Raw genomic sequence first — 23,420 nt, forward strand, 5'->3', positions numbered from 1 at the left:
ACAGTTATTTATTCTTTAAAGTCACTTTTACTTTTTCTGTTTGGCTGTGCGGATTATAAGTAAGACTTGCACATCCTGATAAATATATAACAACACTGGCTAAAATAGCTATTATGATATATTTTTCTAGGTTTTTCATGTTACTAATTTTTATATTGCAAAAGTAGGCAAATCATTCTCAGTTTAAGGTTTATAGTTCTGTATTTCCCTTAATTTTCCTAAATTAAAAGTTCAGATTGTCAAATCTACAAAAGTTTGTATACATTTGTGTAGTTTAATATATTAATTATGAAAAGAATAATCGTTTTTTTTGCAGTGATTGTACAGATGGCGCTTCTTTCCTGTTGTGTTGAGAAACAAGGATATTATGACAGTGGGGAAGAAAGCATAATTGCACTAATATGTGATATAACCTGGACTGGTGGAAAAAAAGAGTATGAAGATGGAAGCTCTTGGGAATCTATTTGGAATTTCGATAAAGATGGAACATATACACGAACCAATGTAGAGATTGATAAGGATGGGAACAAAAAAGAAGGTGAGATTCGTGGAAGATGGTCTTTCGCCACTCCTAACTTTAGCACATTATACTTTGGCGGTAGTAACTATTGGGATATTAAAGAACTGGATAAGACAATCTTTTCATTCTACGATAGAACGGGAGAACTGAACGACCCAACTACGTCTAAAGAATATGTTGAATTTTACCCATACAATGATGGGAAAACTAATTATACAACGTATTCAATTATCAAAAAATGCAGTTAGACACTGAAAAATGCGAATTGAAAGAAAAAAAAAGAAGCAGAAGGAATCTACCCCCTGCTTCTTTTTTTAAGACTTTTGTTCTTTATATATCAGAGAGAATGGATATATAGCAATCATTGATGCTATAATGCAGCCTAAATAGATGTTCTCTAGGAAGAAAGATACAAAAATTGAAAAGAGAGCCCCAATAAATGAGAATATAATAATTCTTTTCGTCTTCTTGCTGATCCTTATATTTTTAGCTTCTTTCAAAGAAGACATAATATATGCCCCCCATATTGACAGCAAAAAGTAGAAAGCTCTTTCTATACGTTCAATATCTTTATTGTAAATGCTTATACCTATAAGAACTATAGGCATAGCTAGAATTAGGATAAAAAGCAAGTTCTTTTTCATATGTAAAAAGTTTAATGGTTGTGCCGTAAAGAAACAGAAAAAAAAGGCACAAACCAAGTAAATTGAAAATTATTTGATTAAAAATGTTGTATATTGTAGATTTAATGCATAAATATTCTTTAAATCATTATTTGTACTTTTGGGTTTTCTCTTGATTGTTTTAATAATACACTATTCCAAATTTAATTATATAAATCCTTCAGAACTGAAAAATAGGCAACATTGGGCTAATCAAGGTTAGCAATCTTTAGCAAAGAAATTGCTGATTCATGCTCCTGGAAGAACTGGTGTCTAATATATTAGGAATATCCCTGCTATCAGAACTGGACGACTTGTTATGGGACAATACTTTCCGCAGCAACATATATACTTTGAACGCCACATCGTTTTCTTACATGAAACGGTAATTTTCCTCGGAGAGCCATAGTCGGAAGCAGTAGCCACAGTATGAGCAGGTCTGCCGTATCTGTCCGAAAAGAATTGCATAAAAGGCATCTTGGTTAGTCCCATCCGTAATGAAATAGTATCCCGCCTTGCTATTGGCTCCCTTCCACATTCATATCCACATTATAGAACCATTAGTAACCCTGGCTTGTCGTCTGCATCCATACCAGCTTGACAAAAAATAGCTGTTCTCATAATTCTGCTGTATATATGTCCTTTATATACTGTAAAACGGACATGAACATCTTTCCTACCTGTCAGAGAATAAAGAATTTACATCCACTTCTGCGTCTTCCATCCCAAGCACCCTCTCGATATCTTTCAGTATTCTGGTATAATTGTCAGATATTTCCTTCTCCGTCCTGAACGCGACTACCGGCAGCGGTTCCTCCTCCAGTTCGAACAGCCTGAACTTCTTTCTGAAATGCCCTTTGATATTGGAACGGTTTCCCATTCCGATAAATTCCCCCGGTTCCAGTGAGGCGAAGTCCTTCGATTCATAGATCTCTTCCTTCTGTGTGCTGATGGTCACGCTGGAATTACGGCCGCCACCGCTGCTGCCGGAACTGGTGGACTTCTTCTCCTTCTCGTATTTCCCGAAAAAGAGAGGGTAATATTTCAATGCCTCCACATCCTGTGTGCGGCCCAGGAAGATATTCCCGAAATTCGCCTCGATGGACGACCTGTCCAGTTTGCTGTACAGTTTTTCCAGCTTGGCTCCGGACTGGGTGAGCAGCAGGAACGCCGCCCCGTACTCGCGCAGGACGGAAGGCAGCTTCTCGAAGTCACGCACCTTGAAGGTGGTCATCTCGTCCAGGATAAATACAAAGGGGACCCTGTTCTCCATGGAAAACGAGCGCGAGGCGATACTCATTACCATGGCGATGACGGGGGATATCACCGACTCCGTCGCATAGTTGTTGCTGATTGCAAAAAGTTTCGGATGTTCAGGATCAATCAGATTGAAGTCGAAGTCATTCCCTGTCAGCACATAGCATATGTTCTCATTGGTGGCCAGCTTCGCCACATAGTTGCTGAGAGTGGACACATAGGAGGCCTGTGTTTTCTCACTGCCTTCCGCCTTGAGGTACGCCCCCGCCATCATGGCGCTGATATCGTTCAGCTTCAGGAATTCCTGAAGCTGTCCCGTATCGGCCTTCATCACGAAGTTGACGATATGCGGCAGCGTGCAGCATTCCGGGAACTCGTCCCAAAGCCTGTACGCCACGCCGTTCAGGATGCCAAGCGCTCCTGTATACCATTCGTCCTGTTTGGATGTGGGCGGCATCAACGCGCCCAGTACGTCCTCCATCAGCTGCATGAGCATCGTCCTGTCCTTTATATTCCTCCTGTCCAGCGGATTGAAGCGGTAAGTCCGGTTCATGTCCGTGAAGTTTACATAATAGAACTCATGGGGGTATCCGTGTTTCCTGATCAGGTTGTATGCAGTCCGGGTATAGTCAAAATCCTTGAAGTCATAGATGAAACCGGCGAATCCGGACCTGATGTACTGTTCCATCAGCGGTTTGCCTATGGATTTGGTCTTGCCGGAACCGGCTCCTCCATAGACAAGGAAATTGGAGAACCAGTAATAATATCTGATAATTGTCCCGTCCGTGGCGTGAAGGGAGAGCAGGGCTTTTCCGTCCTTTCCGCTTTCTGCTCCTCCTTTGAAAGAAAGACGGAGAAGTACGGAAACGACACCCGGAAGCAGGAACCACCACCCGTCCGGGATGGTGGCATGTGCGACAGCTGTTTCTGCAAGTACCAGCAGCAGGAACAGGACATGTGACATCCGGGATTTTCCCGGAAACAGACAGCTGGCGATGCCGCCGCCAAAAAGCAGGGCTGCCAGTTTCATAACAAACATATGATCCATATTCATAAATTGATTTAGATTTTTCCGGTAAGCGCATCCTTTACCAGTCTTTTAGCTTCCGCTATGAGAGCCTGTTTCGGATTCACCATGAAACGGAACATCCGGTAAGACACATCCAGCATCTTCCTCTCGTTTCTGAATTCTTTCTGCAGGATGGCGGATTTGGCCATGCTCATCGCCTCGTTCTTTCCCGGAACATAATGGTAGGTGTGTTCCCTGCCGTCCTCGTAATACCTGTGCGTGGCCTTGTAACCATACATGCTGATGAACCGGTCCGCACACCGGGCTTTCCATTCCATACGGTCGAAGCCGATAATTCCCTTTTTACCATTCAAGATATTAACAGATCCCCGGCTGTTGGCAAGAGGACATAATGTTACCGTCTGTGTCACATCATTCCGTGAAACGATGATATGAACATGGAGTTGCAGCCCGGGTTTCCTGTCCCCGGCTTTTGCCCGTCCCTCCTTCACTTCCTCATCACTGTTCCTGTAATGGCGTTCCGTTTCCACCCTCCCAAAATAAACAAGATCCTTTCCTGATCTTATCTTCTCCCTGCGAAAATTCTCTGCATACAGGTCCATACAGTTCCGGGAGTAATTCTTCAACTCATGAATGACTTTTTCCTGTTCCTCCACGGTGAGCCGCTCAAATTCCGCCACCTGCTTTCCTGTAACCCGCCGGATCAGGTGGGCCGCTTCATCCTGTGAGGGATTGATGGACAGCATATAGAATTTATCATCCCTCTTCTTCAATCTTTTATGGTTGTTGTCAATCTTTTGCATGACCGTCACCGGTGCGACATAATCCTCCTCATGGGAGAAGAACGTGTCATAATAAGGTTTGTCTTCAAGACTTTCCTTCAACAGGTATTCCACCAGTGCCCGGCACCTGTCCTTGTTGTCGCATACACAGGGTGTGTTGACCGGTTTATGTACTTTTACAAACATTCCACCTGGATTTAGTTCTGATAATAATCATAAGGTTCCTTTTGAAATTTCTTGAATACAGATTCATGTATGATACTGCATTTTTTTCAACTCACCGCCTGTCGTCCTCTGTTCCTTCATGGTGACAGCCCGAACTTCATAATCCCCTTTCAGATAATTCGCCGGACTATATGGACACTTCATTCTGTAAAGGATTGCTGGAAATATGGTAGAATATGCCATTCTTTTTTTTGATTGTTGCCAGCCTTCCGCATAAACCGCATTGGCGCCATATAATATTTTCTTGTGAAAAAAAAGTATCATACTTTCTCTGTTCAAACTGTATTTCCACTTCGGATGAGCCGGTACAGGACGGGCCATTACCTGTTTTACGAACATATTTCCTTTACCTTATATAACAACATTTCCAGATAAACCGGTGCGACAAAATAATCTGTTCCTTTTTCCGCCTTCTTGAAGTTCTTCTGGTCGAAAGCGTTTTCCAGCAGCCTGACAACCTGTCCGAGTTTCCGTCTGTCCTCCACGTCAGGAGCACCTGCTTGCTTCAACCGCTCCACTTCCGCTTTCAGTTGGGTGACCTGTTTGTCGGCCCGGTCCAGCAATTCATCACTGTGCGCTTCCGGCGCCGGAAGCAGCTTGTCGATCTTGTCTTTCTCTATGGCACGGATGATTTTGATGATCCGTTCGATTCCCTGAAGTTCCAGTGTCTTGAACTTCCCGTTGATTGACGTTCGGGGATCCACCCCGTTCCGCTCAAAGTAGGACAGCATTGTCTCAATGAACTCACTGGCCGACACGCTTCCTTTCATTTCGTCCAGATGCTGTTTCACATCTATGGATACACGAATGGTTTTTGTAATTTTTGTTTGCATAATCTTGAATCTTTCCGCAAATGTAAGGGCGGACCGGCACAACCTTTTTGTGCTGCCTCCATCTTTTTTTCTGTAGATTTTTGTCTACATCGCAAATTGTTAACAATCAACTATATATAAAAAACATGTCGATTTTATGTAGACAACACAATTACTTGATAATCAACAGGAAAAAGACTTAAATCTACAGAAAAAGTAGACAATTTGTCTACAAAAAATCTCACAACCTATTGACAATCACGGCTCTGCGTGATTTAGCGAACGTCAAAACGTGCGCGCCGCTTGCTCTTCCTTATTATTTTTTCAAAGAAAAAATGGAATTTCTCGGGCAGAGCCCTTCCCTAGAGAGAAGGAAAGCCATGCGGTACGGAGATGGATACGGAAGATATGTGACAGACTGAGGGAGGCGTATTCCGTCCTTGGGGGCTTGCAGAGAGACCGGCGATATTGCCGGTGCGAACTTCCAGGAGTATGTGCCGTTTCCGATCTCGCAAGATGCGGGAGAACGGACGGCAGACCTGATTTGTAATCCCGGAAAAAAGAAAGTGTCCTCAGAGCGGATCGGAGAAGTGGCGGCGGGCCGGCGGACAAACCGGAAGACAATACGGGCAGATATTATCAAACAAACCGATTCTGAAAATCAGGAAAAGTACAATAACTGTTTCTGCATAATCTTCCCGGAAAAAAGAAAATGAACAATACCTGACAATACTTATGGGTTGCCAATGGAAGTGTGCATGAATCTTCCTGTTCATGAACGAATAAAAATATAGGTAATCTGAAAATGATGGTGGAGAACCGGACATGCTGGTGGCGTCAAGAAGGAACAAAAGGAATCGGGCAGGATTATTTTGAATGGTCCTCTTTTTCCGCGAATCCGATAGGTATACATTCCAAATTGACGTGTCATTTTTTTTTAAGAAAATAGCCATTCAAAATATCCATCCAATACTTAATGCCAATATTTTAAAGTGTTTTAATTTTAAAACATTAAAGCATTTAAATATTAAAATGTTAAAACTTCGGTCATGAACACTTTACATGATCTGTTGTTTTATGATATTTGTTTATATGTAGAATCCGTATCATTGTTAAAAATATCATACACGTAATTCTGTAATCCACCCTTTACATTATGTGAGAATCAATGGATATTCTTTTTTCAAAGGGATGCCGACGGTTCGATTTGAAAACATATTAATATCAGAATATTTAAAAATTAAAATATCAAACAATTTTAATTTTAAAATATTACAACATTAAAATATTGACACGGACGGGTATGGAGTTGTAATCCGTATCTTTGCCCCATGTCCTTTTAGAAAAAGGAAATATGCCATTATGCCTCCTGAAAATGTCTATATTTGCGTTTCAATAATATAAATGATATGGACAGAACTAAGGACGCATGCAGACACCAATCAAACAACAGAGTCATCATGTGGTACAAAATAAGAGAATTATATTCAAAAGGATTTAACAAGACCCAGATCGCGTTCCAGCTTGGTCTGCATAGAAGTACGGTGCGCCGGTACTTGAAAATGGACGAGGACACATTAACTGCAAAATTGCAGCATCGCAGGCGATATCCCCGCATACTTGACAAATACGAAAGTTATGTCTGTGACGTTCTTTCCCGGTACAGGTTCCTGTCCGCCTCCCAGATTCATGACTGGATGAAGGAACAGTATCCTGATCTTCCTGTTGTCTGCGGAAAAACCGTATACAATTTTGTGGAAACTGTACGTCGTAAGTATAATCTGGACAAGGAGGGTCTTTCCAAACGTGTTTATGAGAAAATGCCGGATACCCCTTACGGGGAATATGCCCAGATGGATTTCGGAGAAAGCCGTATGCCCACATACAGGGACGACTTTGTCAAAGTTTATTTTTTTGTCATGGTGATGAGCCGTTCCAGGCAGAAGTTCGTGTATTTTTCCTGTACGCCTTTCACATCAGCCCTAGCCGTATATGCCCATGAACTGGCTTTCGCATATTTCGGAGGGAAGCCAAGAAGGATAATCTATGACCAGGACAAAGTCCTGTTGGTCAGAGAAAACCTGGGTGACCTCATATTGACAAGAACATTCCGTGCCTTTGTCAACGAGCAGCATTTCCAGCCCGTGTTCTGCCGTCCTGCTGATCCGGAAAGCAAGGGAAAAGTGGAAAATGTGGTCAAATATGTCAAGCGTAACTTTCTTGCCGGACGGACATTTAACAGCCTGGAAGTCCTTAACACCGAGGTCCTGCAATGGCTGGAAAAAACAGGAAACGGCAAGATACATGGAACCACACGCCTGGTTCCGGCTGAGGAATTTGAGATTGAACGGAAATATCTGTTGCCATACTATGGAGAACCGGTGCCCCCCAAAGACGAGCCGAAAGAGTATCATGTCCGCAAGGACAATACGGTACGGTATCTGACCAACTACTACAGTGTGCCCTCCGGCACCTATAAAAATCGGAACACCGTTGTATGGCTTCTTGAGAATAACGGACATATCGAGCTGTACGACAAAGAGAGCGGTAAACTCATATGCAGGCATGAGTTGTGTCCCGGAAAAGGGAAAAATGTATGTGACAAAAGACATCATAAGGACAAGACACGGAGTGTGAATGACTTGCAGGTCCGGATCCGAAAGCGGACGGAAGATGACCCCACCGTTATTTTGTGGCTCCGGAATCTGGAAAGGGAAAAGCCGCGTTATTACAGAGACAATATGAAACTGCTGCTTCATGTGATATCCGAATACGGCAAAGAAACAGTGATAGCAGCCCTGCGGACCTGTCTGGAAAAAAACATATACAACAGCCTTTCCGTGCAGGAAATATCCGGCTCAATCCACAGGAGCAAGGACAATATGAACGGGATGACTTTCCAAGCTCCGACATCCATTCCGGAAACAGCGGACTGTCATCCTGAAAAAACAGATATAAACCAATATAACAAGTTTTTTGAATGATACAAAGTGAAAAATTGAAAGAGCACGCCAAACGTCTGCGGCTTTACAACATTGCAAACCGCATGGACAGCATTCTGCATCATGCACAGGAAGAAAAACCGACCTACCCGGAATTCCTGTCCCTGGTATTAGGCACCGAAGTTGAGATGAAAGAGAGGAAAGACTACGAGAGACGCCTTGTTGCGGCACGTCTGCCCCGAAAACATGATCTTGACGAATACGACTACAATTTTTATGAAGGCATAGACCGCCGGCAGATGAAGGAGCTTCGTGAACTGGTATGGCTCCGTGAAGCTTATAACCTGATCCTGATGGGACCATCAGGGACTGGAAAAACATTTCTGGCAGCCGGTCTTGTCTTTGATGCGGTCAAGGCCGGTTACAAGGCATACCTGATGACAATGGAGGATATCGTAAATTGTCTCAGACTTAAAGACATCTCAACTCCGGCCATGATGACTTATAACAAGATTCTGCGCGCACAGCTGCTGGCAATAGATGATATCATGCTGTTTCCTGTGAAAAGAGAGGAAGCAACTGCCTTCTTCAACCTGATAAACACCCTACATGAGAAGACATCCATCATCATTACAACCAACAAGGCACCTACAGAATGGGTAGAAACATTGAATGATGAAATCCTTGCCAGCGCTCTGCTTGACAGGCTGCTTTATCGATGTGAAGTCATCAAGTTCACCGGCAGTAGCTACCGGTTAGAAAACAGGCAGACGATTTTCAAGACTACAACAGGAACGAGAAACGAACTTATGAAGCCTTAGTTACTGGTGTATTCTGTGGCATATTTAACTTTTCTAAAAAAAGGCACAAGAAAATTTGCAAATTACAACGGCGGTATCGTGGCGTTCATCACCTCGCAAGGGGTATTGAATAGCACCAAGACCTCCGTGCGTAACGAGCTGTTCAGTCAGGCCAATCTGGTATCCGCGATACGCCTGCCCAACAACCTGTTCACGGACAACGCGGGCACGGAGGTGGGCAGTGACCTGATTGTCCTGCAAAAGAACCTCAGCAAGAAGGAAATGTCGCAGGACGAGCGGCTGATGACCGTGATACAGACGGACACGAAAACCGCCCTGACCGACAACGCCTATTTCATCCACCACCCGGAACGCATCGTGCATACGATGGCGAAACTTGACACAGACCCCTACGGGAAGCCCGCTATGGTTTATCTGCACGAGGGCAAGGCAGCAGGCATCGCCGGGGATTTGCGCCGTATGCTCGACGAGGATTTCCATTACAGGCTTGCCATGCGCTTGTATTCGGGTTCAATCCGGCAGGCAGGAACGGAAGAAAAAGTTGCCGTTCAAAATAAAGTAGAGCGTCCTGCCATAAAATTGGAAACAGTATCCTCGGCGCAGACGGTGGAAACTCCGACAGAAAAGCCGCAACCCGCAGATGAAAAGCCGGAGATAGAACCGCGCCCGCAATATTCCGCAGGCGTGCAGCTCACCCTGCTTGACCTCTGGGGGATGACGGAAGAGGTCAGCCAACCGAAAACCTCCAAAAAGAAAAAGACGGTGAAAAAGGCAGTTACGGCAAAGTCCACTCCGCCCAAACCGAAAGTCACGGTTACACCGACAGCTCCAACTGCAAAACCCGCAATGGAGAATAAGGAGGTGAAAGCGGAGAACACCGCCAAGCCTGCCGACCCGGACGACATCTATGCCACACTGGACTGGGATACCAATCCTCCCATCAACGGTTTCTATGAAATGATGATGGGTTTGACGCCGGAGCGTAGGAAAGAACTTCGGGAACTGGCAAGGCAGCATAACGAGAAACAAGTGGCGGAAAAGACGGAAGTGAAAGCCGTGCCGGAAACTTCCCGTGAGCAGCCACGACAGGAGGAAACACAGCCGGAGGCAGTCGCCGCACCTGCCGTTACAGATACCCCATCGGAAGCGGTGGGGACTTTCCTTTTCCCCGACATCGAAGCGGAAAAGCCGAAGGAGGAAGTCGTGGACCTTTCTCCGCGTGCCTACCACCGCACGCCGGAGATGCACCTGCGCGAAGGGTCGCTGGTGGCTGACCGGGGGCGTCATAACATCGGCTACCTGAAAGACATCACGCCATACGGGGCGACATTCCAGCCGCTCGACCTGAAAGGATACCAGAAGGAAAAGGCGTTGTTGTATGTGTCGCTGCGTGACGCCTACGAGCGTCTGTACCGTTATGAATCGCTCCGGCGCGAGGCAAATGTTCCGTGGCGAGAGCATCTGAATACCTGTTACGATGAGTTTGTCATGCGCTACGGCAACCTCAACGCCAAGCAGAACGTGAAGTTAGTGATGATGGATGCGGGCGGGCGCGACATCCTTTCGCTGGAACGGATGGAAAACGGAAAGTTCGTCAAGGCGGACATCTTCGAGCATCCTGTTTCCTTCGCGGTGGAGAGCCATGCCAACGTAGGCTCTCCCGAAGAAGCCCTGTCTGCGTCGCTCAACAAATATGGTACGGTCAATCTCGACTATATGCGGGAGATAACCGACAGCACGGCGGAGGATTTGCTCACTGCCCTGCAAGGGCGCATCTACTACAATCCGCTCGTGACCGGTTACGAAATCAAAGACCGTTTCATCGCCGGAAATGTCATAGAGAAAGCGGAACGCATAGAGGCATGGATGGGTGACAATCCCGAAAATGAGCGTATGCCGGAGGTGAAGCAGGCGTTGGAGGCTCTGAAAGATGCCGAGCCGCAGCGCATCGCCTTCGAGGATCTGGACTTCAATTTCGGGGAACGCTGGATTCCGACGGGTGTCTATGCCGCCTACATGAGCCGGCTGTTCGACACGGAGGTGAAAATCGCCTATTCCGCAAGCATGGACGAGTTTTCGGTGGTGTGCGGCTACCGCACCATGAAAATCACGGACGAGTTTCTGGTGAAGGGGTATTACCGGAACTATGACGGTATGCACCTCCTAAAACACGCCCTGCACAACACCTGCCCTGACATGATGAAGTCCATCGGCAAGGACGAGCATGGCAACGACATCAAGATGCGCGACAGCGAGGGAATACAACTCGCCAACGCCAAGATTGACGAGATACGAAACGGCTTCTCCGAATGGCTCGAAGAGCAGTCGCCGCAGTTCAAGGAGCGGCTTGTGACGATGTATAACCGCAAGTTCAACTGTTTCGTGCGCCCGCGCTACGACGGCTCCCATCAGACCTTTCCCGACCTCAACCTGAAAGGGCTGGCAAGCCGGGGTATCAAGAGCGTCTATCCCTCACAGATGGATTGCGTCTGGATGTTGAAACAGAACGGCGGCGGAATTTGCGACCACGAGGTGGGAACCGGTAAGACGCTGATAATGTGCATCGCCGCGCATGAGATGAAGCGTCTGAATTTGGCACACAAGCCGATGATTATCGGGCTGAAAGCCAACGTTGCGGAGATTGCAGCCACCTATCAGGCGGCATATCCCAACGCACGTATTCTGTACGCTTCGGAGAAGGACTTTTCGACCGCCAACCGTGTGCGCTTCTTCAATAATATAAAGAACAACGACTACGATTGCGTCATCATGTCGCACGACCAGTTCGGCAAGATACCGCAGTCGCCGGAATTGCAGCAGCGCATCCTGCAAGCAGAGCTTGACACGGTGGAGGAAAACCTCGAAGTGCTACGGCAGCAGGGAAAGAACGTGTCGCGGGCGATGCTGAAAGGATTGGAGAAGCGCAAGCACAACCTTGAAGCGAAGCTGGAGAAGGTGGAACACGCCATAAAGTCACGCACGGACGACGTGGTGGATTTCAAGCAGATGGGCATCGACCACATCTTCATAGATGAGAGCCACCAGTTCAAGAATCTGACTTTCAACACGCGCCACGACCGTGTGGCGGGATTGGGAAACAGCGAGGGAAGCCAGAAGGCACTTAACATGCTCTTTGCCATACGCACCATACAGGAGCGCACAGGAAAAGACTTGGGTGCGACCTTCCTCTCCGGCACGACTATCAGCAACTCACTGACTGAATTGTACCTGCTGTTCAAGTACCTGCGCCCGAAGGAGCTGGAACGGCAGGACATAAGGTGTTTCGACGCTTGGGCGGCGATATTTGCCAAGAAGACGACGGATTTTGAATTTAACGTGACGAACAATGTGGTCCAGAAGGAGCGTTTCCGCTACTTCATCAAAGTGCCGGAGCTTGCCGCCTTCTATAATGAAATCACGGACTACCGCACGGCGGAGGATGTGGGCGTTGACCGTCCTGCCAAGAACGAGATACTGCACCATATACCGCCCACGCCGGAACAGGAGGACTTCATACAGAAACTGATGCAGTTCGCCAAGACGGGCGATGCCACCTTGTTGGGCAGGCTGCCGCTTTCGGAAACGGAAGAAAAGGCGAAGATGCTCATCGCCACGGACTATGCCCGGAAAATGGCACTCGACATGCGCATGATAGACCCGAATTACGAAGATCATCCCGACAACAAAGCGAGTCACTGTGCCAAGATGATCGCGGAGTATTATCAAAAATACGACGCCCAGAAAGGCACGCAGTTCGTTTTCTCTGATTTGGGGACATACCAGCCGGGCGACGGGTGGAACGTCTATTCGGAAATCAAGCGCAAACTGACGGAGGACTACGGTATACCGCCAAGCGAGGTGCGCTTCATTCAGGAGTGCAAGACCGACAAGGCGCGGAAGGCGGTGATAGACGCCATGAACGCCGGGACGGTGCGTGTGCTGTTCGGCTCTACCTCTATGCTCGGAACGGGTGTGAACGCCCAGAAACGGTGTGTGGCTATCCATCATCTCGATACGCCGTGGCGACCGTCCGACTTGCAACAGCGTGACGGACGCGGAGTTAGGGCAGGTAATGAGATTGCCAAACATTTCGCCGGGAACAACGTGGATGTAATCATCTACGCGGTGGAGAAGTCACTGGACAGCTACAAGTTCAACCTCCTGCACTGCAAGCAGACTTTCATAAGCCAGCTCAAAAGCGGTGCGATGGGTGCGCGTACCATCGACGAGGGGGCAATGGACGAAAAATCGGGCATGAATTTCTCGGAATACATGGCGTTGCTCTCCGGCAATACCGACCTGTTGGACAAGGCGAAACTGGAAAAGCGGATCGCATCGCTCGAAGGGGAACGCAAGTCGTTCAACAAGGGCAAGCGTGATTCGGAGTTCAAGCTGGAGTCAAAGACCGGCGAGTTGCGCAACAACACGGCTTTCATAGATGCCATGACGGAGGACTGGAACCGCTTCCTGTCGGTGGTGCAGACCGACAAGGAGGGCAACCGCCTTAATATAATAAAGGTGGACGGAGTGGATTCCGCCGATGAGAAGGTCATCGGAAAGCGTTTGCAGGAGATAGCCAAGAATGCCACGACCGGAGGGTTGTACACGCAGGTCGGTGAACTTTACGGTTTTCCGATAAAGGTGGTGAGCGAAAGGATACTCAAAGAGGGATTGGAGTTCACCGACAACCGCTTCGTGGTCGAGGGGAACTACAAGTACACCTACAACAACGGGCATCTGGCGATGGCTGACCCGTTGGCCGCCGCCCGCAACTTCCTCAACGCGATGGAGAGGATACCCTCCATCATCGACCAGTACAAGGCGAAGAACGAGGTGCTGGAGATGGAGATACCGCAGTTACAGGAGATAGCGGGTAAGGTGTGGAAGAAGGAGGACGAGCTGAAGCAGTTGAAGTCCGAACTTGCCGCCCTTGACCGAAAAATTCAGCTGGAGCTTGCGCCACCCACGCCCGAAGTCGCAGAAAAGGAGAATGAAGGGCAACAGCTCAAGCCGGAAGCGGAAGATGTGAGGAACAGGCAGGCGCAATATCCCGAAAATGCACCGCCGCAGATACGCAGTCCGGCGGATAGTATCGTTGCCAACCATGTCATAATCGGGCGTCCGGGACTGTATGCCAAGGAGGAAACCCGGTCCAAAGGATTGAAAATATAACCTAAGGAATTTTATCTGAAGTATTAATAAGGGCTATCCCAAAAGGTCTAAAAGTAAATTTTATCCTTTCTGCAAGTATCTATAGGATGGCAACTGCATTTTTTTCTTTTTGGGCAGCCCTTATTAAAATTTATTCTTATTTTAGGTTATATACATTCATGTCCATTTATGTAAAAAATTCCTGCTGACCTTGTTTATGTCTTGTCAGTCACCATTTGCAAAACCATATTTGACCCTCAAAGAGGCTGAATTTGATAAGTAACTTGCTACATACTCATAATAAGGAGCTAAATAGAACACGAATGGGAAATACACAAATGCTAAACTAAAGAAGATATTGGCCAAAATAAACGCTATACCGAGAGAGAAACTTGATTTTTCAACTTCCTAAAACGGTGTTGTTCAAACATTTCTACTTATTTGTACTTGCCAGTTGAACCTACGCTTCCCTAATAAAATGTCTATGGTAAAAAGTTAAAAAATCCTCCCACTTTTGTTAGATATATTTTTTTGTGTAATTTTGTAATCGTTATGCGGCAGTAATAATATACATATTAATACGAGTTAGTAATCCTGTAGTTCTCATATGCTACGAGGAGGTATTAAAAGGTGCGTTTCGACAATGCATCTACTGTAGTATATTATTGCTTAATCCAAATGAATATTATAAATTTAGGAATTCTTGCTCACATTGATGCAGGAAAAACTTCCGTAACCGAGAATCTGCTGTTTGCCAGTGGAGCAACGGAAAAGTGCGGCCGTGTGGATAATGGTGACACCATAACGGACTCTATGGATATAGAGAAACGTAGAGGAATTACTGTCCGGGCTTCTACGACATCTATTATCTGGAATGGAGTGAAATGCAATATCATTGACACTCCGGGACACATGGATTTTATTGCGGAAGTGGAGCGGACATTCAAAATGCTTGATGGAGCAGTCCTCATCTTATCCGCAAAGGAAGGCATACAAGCGCAGACAAAGTTGCTGTTCAGTACTTTACAAAAGCTGCAAATCCCGACAATTATATTTATCAATAAGATTGACCGTGCCGGTGTGAATTTGGAGCGTTTGTATATGGATATAAAAACAAATCTGTCGCAAGATGTCCTGTTTATGCAAACTGTTGTCGATGGATCGGTTTATCCGGTTTGCTCCCAAACATATATAAAGGAAGAATACAAAGAATTTGTATGCAACCATGACGACGATATATTAGAACGATATTTGGCGGATAGCGAAATTTCACCGGCTGATTATTGGAATACGATAATCGCTCTTGTGGCAAAAGCCAAAGTCTATCCGGTGCTACATGGATCAGCAATGTTCAATATCGGTATCAATGAGTTGTTGGACGCCATTTCTTCTTTTATACTTCCTCCGGCATCAGTCTCAAACAGACTTTCAGCTTATCTCTATAAGATAGAGCATGACCCCAAAGGGCATAAAAGAAGTTTTCTTAAAATAATTGACGGAAGTCTGAGACTTCGAGACGTTGTAAGAATCAACGATTCGGAAAAATTCATCAAGATTAAAAATCTAAAGACTATTTATCAGGGCAGAGAGATAAATGTTGATGAAGTGGGTGCCAATGATATCGCGATTGTAGAAGATATAGAAGATTTTCGAATCGGAGATTATTTAGGTGCTAAACCTTGTTTGATTCAAGGATTATCTCATCAGCATCCCGCTCTCAAATCCTCCGTCCGGCCAAATAAGCCCGAAGAGAGAAGCAAGGTGATATCCGCTCTGAATACATTGTGGATTGAAGACCCGTCTTTGTCCTTTTCCATAAACTCATATAGTGATGAATTGGAAATCTCGTTATATGGTTTGACCCAAAAGGAAATCATACAGACATTGCTGGAAGAACGATTTTCCGTAAAGGTCCATTTTGATGAGATCAAGACTATCTACAAAGAACGACCTATAAAAAAGGTCAATAAGATTATTCAGATCGAAGTACCACCCAACCCTTACTGGGCCACAATAGGGCTGACTCTTGAACCCTTACCGTTAGGGGCAGGGTTGCAAATCGAAAGTGACATCTCCTATGGTTATCTGAACCATTCTTTTCAAAATGCCGTTTTTGAAGGGATTCGTATGTCTTGCCAATCTGGTTTACATGGATGGGAAGTGACAGATCTGAAAGTAACTTTTACTCAAGCCGAGTATTATAGCCCGGTAAGTACACCTGCTGATTTCAGACAGCTGACCCCTTATGTCTTCAGGCTGGCTTTGCAACAGTCAGGTGTGGACATTCTCGAACCGATGCTCTGTTTTGAGTTGCAGATACCCCAAGTAGCGAGTTCCAAAGCTATTACAGATTTGCAAAAACTGATGTCTGAGATTGAAGACATCAGTTGTAATAATGAGTGGTGTCATATTAAAGGGAAAGTTCCATTAAATACAAGTAAAGACTATGCCTCAGAAGTAAGTTCGTACACTAAGGGCTTAGGCATTTTTATGGTTAAGCCATGTGGGTATCAAATAACAAAAGACGGTTATTCTGATAATATCCGCATGAACGAAAAAGATAAACTTTTATTCATGTTCCAAAAATCAATGTCATTAAAATAATGGAGCGGTCAGGAAATTTCTATAAGGCAATACGGTTGGGATATATACTTATCTCCATTCTTATCGGATGTATGGCATATAATAGCCTCTATGAATGGCAGGAGATAGAAGCATTAGAACTTGGCAATAAAAAAATAGACGAGCTCCGAAAAGAAATAAACAATATCAATATTCAAATGATAAAATTTTCTCTATTGGGTGAAACAATACTGGAATGGAACGATAAAGATATCGAGCATTACCATGCACGGCGTATGGCAATGGACAGTATGCTCTGCCGTTTCAAGGCCACCTATCCAGCAGAGCGCATCGATAGTGTGCGCAGTCTTTTAGAGGATAAGGAACGACAGATGTTCCAGATAGTCCGGTTAATGGATGAACAACAATCTATTAACAAGAAGATAGCCAATCAAATTCCGGTTATTGTACAGAAAAGTGTGCAGGAACAGTCCAAAAAGCCAAAACGAAAAGGTTTCTTAGGCATATTCGGCAAAAAAAAGGAAGTAACTCCAGCAGTATCAACCACTATCCTTCATTCGGTCAATAGAAACGTAATCAGCGAACAGAAAGTGCAGGATCGCCAATTGTCGGAACAAGCCGACAGCCTTGCAGCTCGTAATGCAGAACTTAACAGACAACTGCAAGAATTGATTTGCCAAATAGAAGAAAAGGTACAAACCGAACTGCAAAGCCGGGAAAACGAAATAGTTGCCATGCGTGAAAAGTCATTTATGCAAGTAGGCGGTTTAATGGGATTCGTTCTTCTATTGTTGTTAATTTCCTACATCATCATACATCGTGATGCAAAAAGCATTAAACAATACAAGCACAAGACAACTGATTTGATAAGGCAACTGGAACAATCCGTACAACGGAACGAGGCACTGATAACGTCAAGGAAGAAGGCGGTACATACTATCACCCATGAACTGCGCACACCGCTGACAGCAATAACAGGCTATGCCGGACTGATACGGAAAGAACAGTGTGAGGATAAGTCCGGGCAGTATATCCAAAACATACTGCAATCCTCCGACCGTATGCGGGATATGCTTAACACTTTGCTTGACTTCTTCCGCCTGGACAACGGCAAGGAACAGCCCCGTCTGTCACCCTGCCGGATTTCAGCAATCACGCACACACTTGAAACGGAGTTCATGCCTGTTGCCGTGAACAAAGGGCTGTCCTTGTCCGTGAAGACTGGACACGATGCCATTGTATTGACCGACAAAGAGCGAATAATACAAATCGGGAATAACCTGCTGTCAAACGCTGTCAAGTTCACAGAAGAAGGCGGTGTTTCTTTGATTACTGAATATGATAATGGAGTTCTGACACTGGTCGTTGAAGATACAGGTACAGGCATGACAGAAGAGGAACAGAAACAAGCGTTCGGTGCGTTTGAACGTCTATCAAATGCCGCCGCAAAGGAGGGTTTCGGGCTTGGGCTTGCCATAATGCGTAATATTGTGTCGATGCTTGGCGGAACAATCCGTTTAGACAGCAAGAAAGGGAAAGGCAGTCGTTTCACAGTTGAAATTTCTATGCAGGAAGCTGAAGAACAGCTTGGATATACAAGCAATACACCTGTTTATCATAACAATAAATTCCATGATGTTGTCGCCATTGACAATGATGAGGTATTACTTCTGATGCTGAAAGAGATGTATTCCCAAGAAGGAATACACTGCGACACTTGCACCGATGCTGCGGCACTGATGGAAATGATACGCCAGAAAGAATACAGCCTGTTGCTGACAGACTTGAATATGCCCGATATAAACGGTTTCGAATTGCTGGAACTGTTGCGTTCGTCCAACGTGGGCAATTCACCAACAATCCCGGTGGTTGTGGCAACCGCTTCGGGCAGTTGTAACAAAGGGGAACTATTGGCAAAAGGCTTTGCCGGATGCCTGTTCAAACCGTTCTCCATATCGGAACTGATGGAGGTTTCCGACAGGTGTGCCATAAAAGCGACACCGGACGGGAAACCGGACTTTTCCGCCTTATTGTCCTATGGCAATGAAGCCGTCATGCTGGAAAAGTTGATAACTGAAACAGAAAAGGAAATGCAGGCGGTACGGGATGCAGCAAAAGAAAAAGACCTGCAAAAGCTGGATTCCCTGATCCACCACCTGCGCAGTTCGTGGGAGGTGCTCCGTGCCGACCAACCGCTGAATGTACTTTACGGATTGCTTCGTGGCGATGCTCTCCCGGATGGTGAAGCGTTAAGCCATGCCGTGACTGCCGTGCTGGATAAGGGAGTGGAAATAATACGGTTGGCAGAAGAGGAAAGGAGAAAATACGAAGATGAATAAGACAAAAATAATTGTGGTGGAAGACAACATCGTGTATTGCGAATATGTCTGCAATATGCTGTCACGGGAGGGCTACCGCAATATGAAGGCTTACCACCTCTCAACCGCGAAGAAACATCTGCAACAGGCAACAGATAATGATATCGTGGTTGCCGACCTGCGTCTGCCTGACGGCAGTGGCATAGACCTTTTGTGCTGGATGCGAAAGGAGGGAAAGATGCAGCCCTTCATCATTATGACCGACTACGCCGAAGTTAATACCGCCGTGGAAAGCATGAAACTCGGCTCGATAGACTATATTCCCAAACAGCTTGTGGAGGATAAACTTGTCCCCCTGATCCGTTCCATACTGAAAGAACGTCAGGCAGGACAACGCCGTATGCCTATATTCGCCCGTGAAGGTTCCGCCTTTCAGAAAATCATGCACCGCATAAGGCTGGTAGCCGCCACCGATATGAGCGTGATGATATTTGGTGAGAACGGCACGGGCAAGGAGCATATTGCCCACCTGTTGCATGACAAGAGCAAACGTGCAGGCAAGCCATTTGTGGCGGTGGACTGCGGTTCACTCTCCAAAGAGCTTGCACCGTCGGCTTTCTTCGGACACGTCAAAGGTGCATTTACAGGTGCGGACAATGCCAAGAAAGGATATTTCCATGAGGCGGAAGGCGGCACGTTGTTTCTGGACGAGGTAGGAAACCTCGCGTTGGAAACCCAACAGATGTTGCTCCGTGCCATACAGGAGAGGCGGTATCGCCCGGTCGGAGACAAGGCAGACCGGAATTTCAATGTCCGCATCATCGCTGCTACCAATGAAGATTTGGAGGTATCGGTGAATGAAAAGCGTTTTCGGCAGGATCTTCTGTACCGCCTGCACGACTTCGGGATAACCGTTCCTCCGTTGCGTGACTGTCAAGAAGACATTATGCCGCTGGCAGAGTTCTTCCGTGATATGGCAAACAGAGAGCTGGAGTGTAGCGTGAGCGGGTTCAGTTCCGAAGCACGTAAAGCGTTGCTGACACACGCATGGCCGGGCAACGTGCGGGAACTTCGGCAGAAAGTTATGGGTGCTGTATTGCAGGCGCAGGAAGGTGTTGTCATGAAAGAGCATCTGGAACTTGCCGTGACGAAACCGACCTCTACTGTCAGCTTCGCCTTGCGCAATGACGCGGAGGATAAGGAGCGGATATTGCGTGCGTTGAAACAGGCAAACGGCAACCGGAGTGTCGCCGCAGAACTGCTCGGCATAGGCAGGACAACACTATACAGCAAACTTGAAGAGTATGGACTTAAATATAAATTCAAGCAATCATAGCCCGTAATTCACTGAATTTGGCTATCTTTGCATAACATTTGAGAAAAACGGCGATTGGCAGGAGCTTTTCGCCGCCAACATATAGGATAAGACCGCAAGGCGTTTCAAGCGAAAATCTGGTAAATTGGAACTACGGAGACGATTGCGTGATGCTTATGCTATGCTTACGCATAGCGTGCATTCACGTACTCTCCGTAAAGGCTTTACCAGAGCCATCGCTTGAAGGTAGTGTGAATTGCACGCTACTTTTTTACCCTTGCCTAACGAAAGGAAACGATTATGGGTAAAGTTCAGATTCTCGCCGTACTGACGATGGACGGATGTCTTTCTTCAGAGTTATATGATAAAGCACATCAGGATTTGTGCCTTGACCGTTGCGGTCTTGATGAAATCAGGAAGAAAGCCTTTTACCGTGTGACACCGGACTATTCCATTTCAATGCTGCACGAATGGAGAAAAGACTGCACAAACATCCGTTACCTCGCGGAAGCCACACCGGACACGGCAGACTATATAAACGGACTGCTGCGGATGCACGCTGTGGATGAAATCATACTATACACCGTTCCTTTCATATCCGGAAGCGGACGACATTTTTTTAAGTCGGCTCTGCCAGAGCAACACTGGACGCTTTCCTCTTTGAAAAGCTATCCCAACGGTGTATGTCGCATTATCTATATCCTTGATAAAAAAGCAAGATAGCCAAAATGTGCGGCAAGCATACATTTCTATTTTCAGGAATAGAATAAATGTTCCGATTACAAACAATTTAAGTCGGAGATAATTTGTCCTTGTGAAAAAATACTGAATTTTATACCTCTGAAATCCAGCACTTTGTAAAATTGAGTGTTGGATTTTTTATTTTCTGCCGCGTTTTTTGCCAATTATATTCATGTGCGCACGCAGAAAACAAAGTGTAATTTTCAAAATTGACAGAACCATGAATTATTTCTTGCTGGCGGAAACCGACTTTTTCCGCCTGATAAACGAAGCCGGCGACTGCAATATGGAAACGGCATACACGGCTTTCGCCACCCAAGTGATCGAACTGTGCAACGGCGGCATGGACATGAACCTTACCGTCATCGCGCTTGCCTACATCGAAATCGAGTTGCAGCACCATCCCGTACGTAATCTGTCAGAAGAAAAAAGAGAGATTGCCGCCTACGTCAGCAAGGCTCTGTCTTTCGTAAGAAAGATGCAGAAATTCCTTGCCACGCCCCAAGTGCCACCACTAATATCCGCCAACAACGCAACAGAAACCACCGCCAGCCTTCTTCAATGGACGGGCAATGCCATCGACCTCGTGGAACTTATCTACGGCATAGACGTGATGGGCTGCATCAACAACGGCAATATGCCGCTCAAACAGCTCGCCCCACTTCTCTATAAGATATTCGGGGTTGATTCTAAAGACTGCTACCGCTTCTACACTGATATCAAACGCCGGAAGAACGAAAGCCGCACCTATTTCATTGACAGGATGCAGGAAAAACTGAACGAGAGAATGTTGCGTGATGAGGAGTTGGAGCGGATGAGAAAATAAAAAAATATCCATTACATATGAGAAGACAGGAATACTCGTATCCTGTCTTTTTATTTTCATTTAATTATATATTAATTAGCACAATATATGTGAGTTTTTCATTCCTATAAGGACAAATTTCAGAAACGTATGTCTGGTAAATTATTGAGTCATCATAGTATGAACATATATCATTACTAAAAACAATGAAACAACTTCCATAAGATTGTGGTTGTAAAAATCGCCATTTAATAGCCCGTTTTTTTTGTAAAATTCGCCAATTAAAAAAATATGATTATCTTTGCATTATATTTTATAAGGTATGGAAACAGTAAATAGAATACTTCAAGAGAAGATTACAGCACGAATCGCGCCCAATAAAGCAGTACTGATTTTTGGTGCTCGCCGTGTTGGTAAAACGGTAATGATGCGTAAAATTGTGGACAACTATTCAGGTAGGACGATGATGCTCAACGGCGAAGACTACGACACATTAGCACTATTGGAGAATCGCTCAATAGCCAATTATCGGCATTTATTGGATGGTATTGATTTGCTGGCTATTGATGAGGCACAGAACATACCACAAATCGGTAGTATTCTGAAGTTGATAGTTGATGAAATACCGGGAATAAGTGTCTTGGCAAGTGGTTCTTCGTCATTCGATTTGCTGAATAAGACTGGTGAACCGTTGGTCGGCCGCAGTACGCAATTTCTCCTTACACCATTCTCGCAACGGGAAATCGCACAGACGGAAACGGCACTTGAAACCCGCCAGAACCTCGAAGCGCGCTTGATTTACGGTTCCTATCCCGAAGTAGTAATGATGGAGAACTATGAACGTAAAACAGACTACCTACGTGATATTGTCGGTGCATACCTGCTTAAAGATATCTTAGCAATTGACGGCTTAAAAAATTCGAGCAAGATGCGCGATCTACTGCGATTGATAGCTTTTCAGTTGGGCAGCGAAGTTTCTTACGAAGAGTTAGGTAAACAACTCGGCATGAGCAAGACGACCGTTGAAAAATACCTCGACCTATTGGAAAAGGTCTTCGTTATCTATCGTCTGGGGGCTTATTCGCGTAACCTACGCAAGGAGGTTACAAAAGCTGGCAAGTGGTACTTCTACGACAACGGCATTCGCAATGCCATTATCGGGGCTTTCTCACCGCTGGCCATTCGGCAGGATGTCGGTGCGCTGTGGGAGAACTACATCATCGGAGAGCGGCGCAAAGCGAACTTCAATGAGGGACTGCACAGGGAGTTCTATTTCTGGCGCACCTACGACAAACAGGAAATCGACCTGATTGAGGAGAGTGCCGACAGTCTTACCGCCTTGGAGTTCAAGTGGGGAAATAAAATGCCGGCCGCACCGAAAGCCTTCCAAGAAGCCTATCCCTATGCCGAGTTTCATGTGGTAAATCGGGAGAATTATTTGGAGTTCGTATAATCA

General features: G+C 45.8%; 15 protein-coding genes and 1 pseudogene. 10 read left to right on the forward strand and 6 right to left on the reverse strand.

Going from position 1 to position 23,420, the window contains the following annotated elements; genetic code table 11:
• Window positions 1-4: 4 nt before the first annotated feature.
• Window positions 5-139, reverse strand: coding sequence for a hypothetical protein (locus GKD17_RS23495; protein WP_007833655.1), 135 nt, complete (start codon window positions 137-139; stop codon window positions 5-7).
• A 149-nt stretch (window positions 140-288) separates the two neighbouring features.
• Here GKD17_RS23495 and GKD17_RS21070 point away from each other — a divergent pair, with 149 nt between their 5' ends.
• Entirely contained in the window at window positions 289-768 is a 480-nt protein-coding gene (locus GKD17_RS21070) for a hypothetical protein (protein ID WP_007833656.1), read from the forward strand.
• Between the two features lie 66 nt (window positions 769-834).
• Here the strand turns inward: GKD17_RS21070 and GKD17_RS21075 are convergent, their stop codons facing one another.
• From GKD17_RS21075 to GKD17_RS21095, 5 genes are all read right to left on the reverse strand, one after another.
• Window positions 835-1,164, reverse strand: coding sequence for a hypothetical protein (locus tag GKD17_RS21075; protein ID WP_007833657.1), 330 nt, complete (start codon window positions 1,162-1,164; stop codon window positions 835-837).
• A 694-nt stretch (window positions 1,165-1,858) separates the two neighbouring features.
• The gene (locus tag GKD17_RS21080; protein WP_118430334.1) at window positions 1,859-3,487 is read right to left on the reverse strand and encodes a type IV secretory system conjugative DNA transfer family protein; all 1,629 of its coding nucleotides are present in this window, start codon (window positions 3,485-3,487) and stop codon (window positions 1,859-1,861) included.
• A gap of 14 nt (window positions 3,488-3,501) precedes the next feature.
• Window positions 3,502-4,437, reverse strand: a complete 936-nt coding sequence (locus GKD17_RS21085; protein ID WP_118430333.1) for a DUF5712 family protein — start codon at window positions 4,435-4,437, stop codon at window positions 3,502-3,504.
• Between the two features lie 63 nt (window positions 4,438-4,500).
• Window positions 4,501-4,815, reverse strand: coding sequence for a hypothetical protein (locus tag GKD17_RS23500; RefSeq protein ID WP_254881496.1), 315 nt, complete (start codon window positions 4,813-4,815; stop codon window positions 4,501-4,503).
• Complete coding sequence (locus tag GKD17_RS21095; RefSeq protein ID WP_007833665.1) at window positions 4,806-5,309, reverse strand: BfmA/BtgA family mobilization protein; 504 nt, start codon at window positions 5,307-5,309, stop codon at window positions 4,806-4,808. The genes GKD17_RS23500 and GKD17_RS21095 overlap by 10 nt, the downstream gene beginning before the upstream one ends.
• A 1,388-nt stretch (window positions 5,310-6,697) precedes the next feature.
• Between GKD17_RS21095 and istA the strand changes: the two genes are divergently transcribed.
• From istA to GKD17_RS21140, 9 genes and pseudogenes are all read left to right on the forward strand, one after another.
• Window positions 6,698-8,272 (forward strand): IS21 family transposase, encoded by a 1,575-nt coding sequence (gene istA / locus GKD17_RS21100; protein WP_170272849.1) that lies wholly within the window; start codon window positions 6,698-6,700, stop codon window positions 8,270-8,272.
• Window positions 8,269-9,051 carry an IS21-like element helper ATPase IstB gene (istB, locus tag GKD17_RS21105; protein WP_005839930.1) on the forward strand — a complete coding sequence of 261 codons (783 nt, stop codon included), beginning with the start codon at window positions 8,269-8,271 and terminating at the stop codon, window positions 9,049-9,051. The genes istA and istB overlap by 4 nt, the downstream gene beginning before the upstream one ends.
• 66 nt (window positions 9,052-9,117) lie before the next feature.
• Window positions 9,118-14,223: pseudogene (locus tag GKD17_RS21110) on the forward strand (helicase-related protein); the annotation flags it as partial.
• Between the two features lie 657 nt (window positions 14,224-14,880).
• Window positions 14,881-16,806 (forward strand): tetracycline resistance ribosomal protection protein Tet(Q), encoded by a 1,926-nt coding sequence (gene tet(Q) / locus GKD17_RS21115; RefSeq protein WP_004291466.1) that lies wholly within the window; start codon window positions 14,881-14,883, stop codon window positions 16,804-16,806.
• On the forward strand, window positions 16,806-19,124 hold the full coding sequence (locus GKD17_RS21120) for a hybrid sensor histidine kinase/response regulator (protein WP_004291467.1): 2,319 nt from the start codon (window positions 16,806-16,808) through the stop codon (window positions 19,122-19,124). Before tet(Q) ends, GKD17_RS21120 begins: the two co-directional genes overlap by 1 nt.
• On the forward strand, window positions 19,117-20,439 hold the full coding sequence (locus GKD17_RS21125; protein WP_004291471.1) for a sigma-54-dependent transcriptional regulator: 1,323 nt from the start codon (window positions 19,117-19,119) through the stop codon (window positions 20,437-20,439). The genes GKD17_RS21120 and GKD17_RS21125 overlap by 8 nt, the downstream gene beginning before the upstream one ends.
• 279 nt (window positions 20,440-20,718) lie before the next feature.
• Complete coding sequence (locus GKD17_RS21130; protein WP_004291474.1) at window positions 20,719-21,141, forward strand: dihydrofolate reductase family protein; 423 nt, start codon at window positions 20,719-20,721, stop codon at window positions 21,139-21,141.
• A gap of 238 nt (window positions 21,142-21,379) precedes the next feature.
• Window positions 21,380-21,985, forward strand: a complete 606-nt coding sequence (locus tag GKD17_RS21135) for an RteC domain-containing protein (protein WP_004304269.1) — start codon at window positions 21,380-21,382, stop codon at window positions 21,983-21,985.
• Window positions 21,986-22,286: 301 nt separating this feature from the next.
• Window positions 22,287-23,417, forward strand: a complete 1,131-nt coding sequence (locus GKD17_RS21140) for an ATP-binding protein (protein ID WP_004291480.1) — start codon at window positions 22,287-22,289, stop codon at window positions 23,415-23,417.
• Window positions 23,418-23,420 lie beyond the last annotated feature (3 nt).

Source organism: Phocaeicola dorei, from assembly GCF_013009555.1.
GTDB classification, from domain to species: domain Bacteria; phylum Bacteroidota; class Bacteroidia; order Bacteroidales; family Bacteroidaceae; genus Phocaeicola; species Phocaeicola dorei.

Excerpts from the sequence above, each read along its gene's own strand:
- GKD17_RS23495 (WP_007833655.1), bottom strand. The coding sequence starts at position 139 with ATGAAAAACCTAGAAAAATATATCATAATAGCTATTTTAGCCAGTGTT.
- GKD17_RS21070 (WP_007833656.1), top strand. The coding sequence starts at position 289 with ATGAAAAGAATAATCGTTTTTTTTGCAGTGATTGTACAGATGGCGCTT.
- GKD17_RS21075 (WP_007833657.1), bottom strand. The coding sequence starts at position 1,164 with ATGAAAAAGAACTTGCTTTTTATCCTAATTCTAGCTATGCCTATAGTT.
- GKD17_RS21080 (WP_118430334.1), bottom strand. The coding sequence starts at position 3,487 with ATGGATCATATGTTTGTTATGAAACTGGCAGCCCTGCTTTTTGGCGGC.
- GKD17_RS21085 (WP_118430333.1), bottom strand. The coding sequence starts at position 4,437 with ATGTTTGTAAAAGTACATAAACCGGTCAACACACCCTGTGTATGCGAC.
- GKD17_RS23500 (WP_254881496.1), bottom strand. The coding sequence starts at position 4,815 with ATGTTCGTAAAACAGGTAATGGCCCGTCCTGTACCGGCTCATCCGAAG.
- GKD17_RS21095 (WP_007833665.1), bottom strand. The coding sequence starts at position 5,309 with ATGCAAACAAAAATTACAAAAACCATTCGTGTATCCATAGATGTGAAA.
- istA (WP_170272849.1), top strand. The coding sequence starts at position 6,698 with ATGGACAGAACTAAGGACGCATGCAGACACCAATCAAACAACAGAGTC.
- istB (WP_005839930.1), top strand. The coding sequence starts at position 8,269 with ATGATACAAAGTGAAAAATTGAAAGAGCACGCCAAACGTCTGCGGCTT.
- GKD17_RS21120 (WP_004291467.1), top strand. The coding sequence starts at position 16,806 with ATGGAGCGGTCAGGAAATTTCTATAAGGCAATACGGTTGGGATATATA.
- GKD17_RS21125 (WP_004291471.1), top strand. The coding sequence starts at position 19,117 with ATGAATAAGACAAAAATAATTGTGGTGGAAGACAACATCGTGTATTGC.
- GKD17_RS21130 (WP_004291474.1), top strand. The coding sequence starts at position 20,719 with ATGGGTAAAGTTCAGATTCTCGCCGTACTGACGATGGACGGATGTCTT.
- GKD17_RS21135 (WP_004304269.1), top strand. The coding sequence starts at position 21,380 with ATGAATTATTTCTTGCTGGCGGAAACCGACTTTTTCCGCCTGATAAAC.
- GKD17_RS21140 (WP_004291480.1), top strand. The coding sequence starts at position 22,287 with ATGGAAACAGTAAATAGAATACTTCAAGAGAAGATTACAGCACGAATC.